Origin of the sequence: Clostridium tarantellae (assembly GCF_009295725.1) — a bacterium.
GTDB lineage: Bacteria > Bacillota > Clostridia > Clostridiales > Clostridiaceae > Sarcina > Sarcina tarantellae.
In genome coordinates this window covers 23,581-30,565 of the sequence record NZ_WHJC01000013.1, presented here as the reverse complement: position 1 = coordinate 30,565, position 6,985 = coordinate 23,581, and the positions used below count along the sequence as shown (strand labels likewise).

The following is a 6,985-nucleotide window of genomic DNA, read 5'->3' as shown; positions in this document are numbered from 1 at the left end:
ATGATATGTTGAACCTTAAATTTCAAATTAGAATTTATATAATAAATAAATTTTTTAAAAATATACCTTATTAATGACAGGAAATTGTCAATAATTTATGGTATACTTACAATTGATACATAAAATAATAAATAAGTATAAATATTATTTGAGGTGCATTATAATATGAATGAAATAATAGTTGATAGAATAGAAAATGGAGTTATTACATGTGAAGATAGTAACTGTAAAATAATATATTTAACTAGCAGCCAAGTAAAAGGAGTGGTAAAAGAGGGGGATGTACTAATAGAATGTATGCACAATACTTATTGTGTAGATAATGTTTTAACAAAAAAAAGAAAAGAACAAATAAATAAGTTAATGGAAGATATGTGGGAAGATTAAAGTTTACTATAGGAATATGAAATAATAATAATATTTTTTAAAAGTATAGTTAATACTATTTAAATTAATTATAAAAATAATTAATGGGATTAATATGAAAGGTATGTGTAAAAAATGAATAAAGAAACAATAAAAAAGTCGTTTTTATTAGATTGGATTGTTCCTATAGCGGCAGCTGTAATATTAGCATTATTAATAAATCACTTTGTGTTATTCAAGATATCTGTTCCAACAGAATCTATGGTACCAACAGTAGAAGCTGGGGATCAGTTATTTGTAACTAGGATATATAATCCTAATAAAATAAAAAGGGGAGATATAGTAGTTTTTAAATCGGAAGAATTTGAAGATTTACTTCTTAAAAGAGTTATAGGATTACCAGGTGATCATGTTGAAGTGAAAGAAGATGGTAGTGTTTATATAAATGGAGAGTATTTAAGTGAGCCATATGTTAAAAATGTAGATTATAAAGCAGGAATTTTTGATGTGCCAGAGGGGAAGTTTTTAATGTTTGGAGATAATAGAGCTAATAGTAATGATTCAAGATATTGGCATAATCCTTATGTTGATGGAAGTGAAATTAAAGCAAAAGCAAGGATAATAGTTTATCCTTTCAATAGAATAGGTCTTGTACATTAACTAAAGAATTAAAAAAAAGGAGTGATATAGATGTTTAAAGACAATAAAGCACTAAAGTATGCTTTAATATATGGAGCTATAATTATAGTATTAGTTTTTAGCTTTAATGTAGTAAGAAAGAATATGGTTTATGAAAAAATTGACTATAGTACATTTAAAAGTATGCTTGAAAAAAATGAAATTTCATCAGTAGTAATATCTTATGATGAAATCCAAATAACACCAAAAGAAGGAACAGATAAAGCAGGTAAGATACTACACACCCCAAATTTAGCAAGTTCAGGAATACAAGATCCAGATTTAACTGAACAATTAACTAAGGCTGGAGTAAAGTATGATGGTAAACCTATGGAAAGTTATCCAATAATAGATTTAATATTATGCTGGGTATTACCATTTTTATTATTAGCTGTACTTGGTAGATTTATATTTAGCAAAATGGATAAAAAAATGGGTGGAGGCGTAATGTCTTTTGGTAAGAATAATGCAAAACTTTATGCTGAAGACCAAACAGGTAAGACTTTTGATGATGTAGCAGGTCAAGAGGAAGCAAAAGAATCATTACAAGAAATTGTTGATTTTTTACACAATACTCAAAAGTACACAGAAATAGGTGCTAAACTTCCAAAAGGTGCTTTATTAGTAGGGCCTCCAGGAACTGGTAAAACCTTGTTGGCAAAGGCTGTTGCAGGAGAAGCGAAAGTTCCATTTTTTTCATTATCAGGTTCAGACTTTGTTGAAATGTTTGTTGGTATGGGTGCTGCAAGAGTTAGAGATTTATTTAGACAAGCGGAAGAAAAAGCTCCTTGCATTGTATTTATAGATGAAATAGATGCTATTGGTAAAAGTAGAGATGGTGCAATTCAGGGCAATGATGAAAGAGAACAAACTTTAAATCAGTTATTAACAGAAATGGATGGATTTGATTCATCTAAAGGAGTTGTTATTTTAGCCGCAACAAATAGGCCAGAAGTATTAGATAAAGCTTTATTAAGACCTGGTAGATTTGATAGACGAGTTATAGTTGATAGTCCAGATTTAATTGGTAGAGAAGCTATATTAAAAGTTCATGTTAAAGATGTTAAATTAGGTGATGATGTTTCATTAGAAGCAATAGCAAAATCTACTCCAGGAGCTGTAGGAGCTGACTTAGCTAATATAGTAAATGAGGCAGCTTTAAGTGCAGTAAAACATGGTAGAAAATATGTTATTCAAGAAGATTTAGAAGAAGCTGTAGAAGTGATTATAGCTGGTAAAGAGAAAAAAGATAGAATTATGTCTCCACATGAAAAGAAAATTGTTGCATATCATGAGGTTGGTCATGCATTAGTAGCAGCATTGTTAAATAATACTGATCCAGTACATAAGATTACTATTATTCCTAGAACAATGGGAGCTTTAGGATATACAATGCAATTGCCAGAAGAAGAGAAATATCTAGTTTCAAAAGATGAAATGATAGAACAGATTTCAGTTATGTTTGGTGGTAGAGCAGCTGAAGAAGTAGAATTTAATAGTATAACAACAGGAGCATCAAATGATATAGAAAGAGCTACTCAAACAGCTAGAAATATGGTTACTGTTTATGGTATGACAAACGAGTTTGATATGATGGCTTTAGAGTCTCCAGGTGCTAGATATTTAGATGGAAGAAATGTTAGAAATTGTTCAGAAGAAACCTCAACTAAGGTTGATCAAGCAATTTTAAAAATAATAAAAACAGCTCATGAAAAAGCAGTTAATATATTAAAGGAAAATAAAGATCTTTTAGATGAAATTTCAGATGTATTATTAGATAAGGAAACTATTATGGGGGAAGAATTTATGGAAATTGTTTATTCAAAATACCCTAAAAGAAGAGAAGTTTATGAAAAGATTAAAAAAGAAAAAGAACTTTTAAAAGAGCAAGTTATGGAAAAAAGAAAAGAAAAAGAAGAAGCTATAAAGCAAGCTAAAGAGGAAATGCTAAGACTTGAAAAAGAGCAAATGTCAATAGAGAGTGAAGGAATTGAAGATCTTGTATCAGAGTTAGAGCATGCTTCAAAAAATGCTGAAAATAATGAAGAGGTTTCTTTAAAAAAAGACAATAAAGAAACTAGCTCTGAAGAAGAAAATAAAGATAAATAATAATCTTTAAGAAAAAAACACTATCAAAATTCATTAAATAATGATGAGATAGTGTTTTTACCTTTTATAGATATAAGAAACAAATGGATTTCATTCAATTTAATAACAAAATAAACAGTAAAGTATATAAAAAATTGAATCATGAATAATTGTATAAAAACTTATGAATGGATATAATTTAAATAATAGCTAAGAAAGGAAGAAAAAATATGGTAGGATTAAAGGAAGATATGTCTAAAGAAGTTGAATTTTTAGTGGAAAAGAAAAAGCTAGAGGAAATTTTAAATATAATAAATGAAGAAATGTTAGCTTGTATAAATAAAAGAAAATTTGTTACTCAATATATCTTAGATTATAGAAAAAATGCATTAGAAGAATATAGAGATGATGAAGATAAATTAATAGAATATTTCGATCATGAAAGATTTGTAAAAGAACAAGCTTTTAATACTATAGATAGAAAATTAAAAGAACTTACTATACTTAAAGATTCACCTTATTTTGGTAGAGTTACATTTAATGATAAAGAATTTGATGAAGTAGATACATTATATATAGGTAGGTTTGGAGTAACTCCTGAAGGAAATTATGAGCCAGCTATTGTAGATTGGAGAGCACCAGTAGCATCATTATTTTATCATGGAAGTTTAGGTGAGGCTAAGTATAAATCACCTGATGGTGAAATAAAAACAGATATTTTAGGTAGAAGACAAATTATTGTAAAAAAAGGTGAGTTACAAGGGTTATTTGATTCTGCTATAGATGTAAAAGATGATATACTTCAAATGGTTTTAAGCTCTAATAGTTCTGAGAAGTTAAAAGATGTTATTATGACTATTCAATCAGAACAAGATGAGATAATAAGACAAGATAGAATAAAAAATATAGTTGTCAATGGAGTTGCAGGAAGTGGAAAAACTACAATTGCTCTTCATAGAGTAGCATACTTATTATATAATTATAGAAAAGAACTACAAGATAAGGTATTAATATTGGGACCAAATAGTATTTTTATGGAATATATTTCTCAGGTGTTACCTAGCCTAGGAGAGGTAGGTGTTAAGCAACAAACTTTCTTAGGTTTTGCTATGCATCAATTAGGAGAAAATTTAAATATCATTAATTTTGAAGAGTATTTAGAAAACTTAGTTAGTGGAAATGAAGAAATTGTAAATGATGCTAAGTATAAAGCTTCTTATGAAATTATAGAAGATTTGGATAATTTAATAAATGATTTGAATAATAACTTTTTTGCTATAAAAGAAGTTAAATATTTTGATAATATAGTAATATCCATAGAAGAAATACAAGAATTATTTAATAAGCATTATGCATATATGCCTTTATTTAGAAGAAGTGAAAAAATAAAGAGAATTATAGTTTCAAAAATAAAGGATAAGAGAGATGAAAAAGTTTGGTTATTAAATAAAGAAATAAAAGAACTTAAAGAATCATTAACACCAGAAGAATTATTAAGAGATGAAAATAATATAGAATTTAGAAGAAAGATTAAAATAAGAGAAATAGTAGGAGAAGTTATAAAGGCCAGAAAAGAATTAGAAACTTGGATTAACAAGAGAAATATTATTGAAATATACAATGAATTTAATACTTTTAAAGCTCTTACTATTAATGATTTAGCTCCAATATTATATTTAATGATTAAGCTAGATGGTAAAAAAGCAAAAGAAGATTATAGACATGTAATAATAGATGAAGCTCAGGATTATTCACCATTACAATTTAAAGTAGTTAAAGAATTAAGTGGAACAAAATATTTTACTGTAGTTGGTGATACAAATCAAAGATTAATAAAATTAAATGAAGAAGCCGCTATGCTAAATTTAGATAAAATTTTAGATGAAAGTGGAACAGAATTTTATAATTTAAATAAGAGTTATAGAAGTACTTATGAAATAATAGAGTATGCAAACCAATATTTAAATGAAAATAGAATAATTCCTTTAGTAAGAAATGGAGATGCCGTACAAGAAATTAAATGTAATAGTGAAGAAGAGTTTACGGATATTTTAATAGAAAAATTAAAGGAATTAAATAATAAAGGATTAGATAGTATTGCTATAGTAACTAAAGATGGAGATGCTTTAGAAGAAGTATGGGAAAAAATAAAAAGAAAAGTTCATTTAGTTAAATTTAATAATGAAGATGTTCTTTATAAAGGAGGAAATGTTATAATACCATCATATTTTGCAAAGGGATTAGAGTTTGATGGAGTTATAATGATAGATTTCAAAGAAAATAGAAAAGAAGATAATTTATTAAAATATATAATGTGTACTAGAGCACTTCATAACTTAATTAACATTAATTTGAAATAGAAAATTTTAATAAAATATACAAATTAATATTTAATACAAAAGCCATAATTTTTAATGTTGAAAATTATGGCTTTTTTATGTGCAATAATAAATTTAATTACTTTATAAAACAATATGAAATAAACATAAATTATAAAAATAGAATATGTATAAATATTAATCATAAAACAATTTAAATGCATAAAATATATAAAAATAAGAATGATTATAAATTTTTATTGCATAAATATAAAAAATGTGTATAATAATTAATATCAACTTGAAAAGGAGAATGGTTATGAAAAAATTAAACAAAGTAGTTTTAGCTTATTCAGGAGGTTTAGATACTTCTATAATAATACCTTGGTTAAAAGAGAATTATGAGTGTGAAGTAATAGCTGTAGTTGGAGATGTTGGACAAGGAAAAGAATTAGAGGGACTAAAGGAAAAGGCAATAAAAACAGGAGCAAGTAAAATATACATAGAAGATTTAAAAAAAGAATTAGTAAATGAAGTAATTATTCCTTGCTTAAAAGCTAATGCATTATATGAAAGTAAATATTTATTAGGAACAGCTTTTGCTAGACCAATTATAGCAAAAAGATTAGTTGAGATAGCTAAAGTAGAGGGAGCTACTGCTATTGTACATGGATGTACTGGTAAAGGAAATGACCAAGTAAGATTTGAGTTAGCAATTAAAGCATTTGCACCAGATATGAAAATAATAGCTCCTTGGAGAATATGGGATATAAAATCAAGAGATGAAGAAATAGAATATGCTATAAAGAAAAATATAGATATACCATTAACTAAAGAAACTAATTACAGTAAAGATAAAAATTTATGGCATTTAAGTCATGAAGGACTTGATTTAGAAAATCCTATGAATGAGCCAAAATATAAAAATATTTTAGAAATGTCAGTTACACCAGAAGAGGCGCCAGATAAAGCAACATATATAAAAATTTATTTTGAAAAGGGAATTCCTAAAAAAATAAATGATACTGAATATGATGAAGTGAAAATAATTGAAGTCCTTAATAAAATAGGTGGAGACAATGCTGTAGGAATAATAGATATAGTTGAAAATAGATTAGTAGGAATGAAATCAAGAGGTGTATATGAAACACCAGGAGGCACTATTCTTTATTATGCACATAAAGAATTAGAAAGTTTATGTTTAGATAGAGAAACTATTCATTATAAAGAATTAATGGGCAATAAATTAGGTGAAATAGTATATTATGGTCAATGGTACACACCTTTAAGAGAAGCTATTATGGCATTTGTAGATAATACTCAGCAATTTGTAACTGGAGAAGTAACGCTAAAGCTATATAAAGGCAATATAATAACAGCAGGTATTAATTCTAAATATTCTTTATATGATGAGGAAATTGCTACTTTTGATGAGGATGAGGTATATAATCAAAAAGATTCAGAAGGATTTATAAATTTATATGGATTACCATCTAAGGTAGTTGCTATTAAAAGAGGAATTAAATAGGAGGTAT

General features: G+C 26.7%; 5 protein-coding genes. All 5 read left to right on the top strand.

Annotation, left to right across the window (positions count from 1 at the left end):
* The first annotated feature begins 165 nt into the window (after window positions 1-165).
* Window positions 166-387: a DUF3006 domain-containing protein gene (locus GBZ86_RS02375; protein ID WP_152887379.1), complete on the top strand. Its 222-nt coding sequence runs from the start codon at window positions 166-168 to the stop codon at window positions 385-387.
* 114 nt (window positions 388-501) lie between these two features.
* The gene (lepB, locus tag GBZ86_RS02370; protein WP_152887378.1) at window positions 502-1,026 is read left to right on the top strand and encodes a signal peptidase I; all 525 of its coding nucleotides are present in this window, start codon (window positions 502-504) and stop codon (window positions 1,024-1,026) included.
* 30 nt (window positions 1,027-1,056) lie between these two features.
* Window positions 1,057-3,153, top strand: coding sequence for an ATP-dependent zinc metalloprotease FtsH (gene ftsH / locus GBZ86_RS02365; RefSeq protein WP_152887376.1), 2,097 nt, complete (start codon window positions 1,057-1,059; stop codon window positions 3,151-3,153).
* Window positions 3,154-3,383: 230 nt separating this feature from the next.
* Complete coding sequence (locus tag GBZ86_RS02360; protein WP_152887387.1) at window positions 3,384-5,492, top strand: HelD family protein; 2,109 nt, start codon at window positions 3,384-3,386, stop codon at window positions 5,490-5,492.
* Between the two features lie 277 nt (window positions 5,493-5,769).
* The gene (locus tag GBZ86_RS02355; protein WP_152887374.1) at window positions 5,770-6,978 is read left to right on the top strand and encodes an argininosuccinate synthase; all 1,209 of its coding nucleotides are present in this window, start codon (window positions 5,770-5,772) and stop codon (window positions 6,976-6,978) included.
* Window positions 6,979-6,985 lie beyond the last annotated feature (7 nt).

What these genes read in the sequence shown, in the direction of transcription:
- GBZ86_RS02375 (WP_152887379.1), top strand. Translation starts at nt 166, where the DNA reads ATGAATGAAATAATAGTTGATAGAATAGAAAATGGAGTTATTACATGT.
- ftsH (WP_152887376.1), top strand. Translation starts at nt 1,057, where the DNA reads ATGTTTAAAGACAATAAAGCACTAAAGTATGCTTTAATATATGGAGCT.
- GBZ86_RS02355 (WP_152887374.1), top strand. Translation starts at nt 5,770, where the DNA reads ATGAAAAAATTAAACAAAGTAGTTTTAGCTTATTCAGGAGGTTTAGAT.
- lepB (WP_152887378.1), top strand. Translation starts at nt 502, where the DNA reads ATGAATAAAGAAACAATAAAAAAGTCGTTTTTATTAGATTGGATTGTT.
- GBZ86_RS02360 (WP_152887387.1), top strand. Translation starts at nt 3,384, where the DNA reads ATGTCTAAAGAAGTTGAATTTTTAGTGGAAAAGAAAAAGCTAGAGGAA.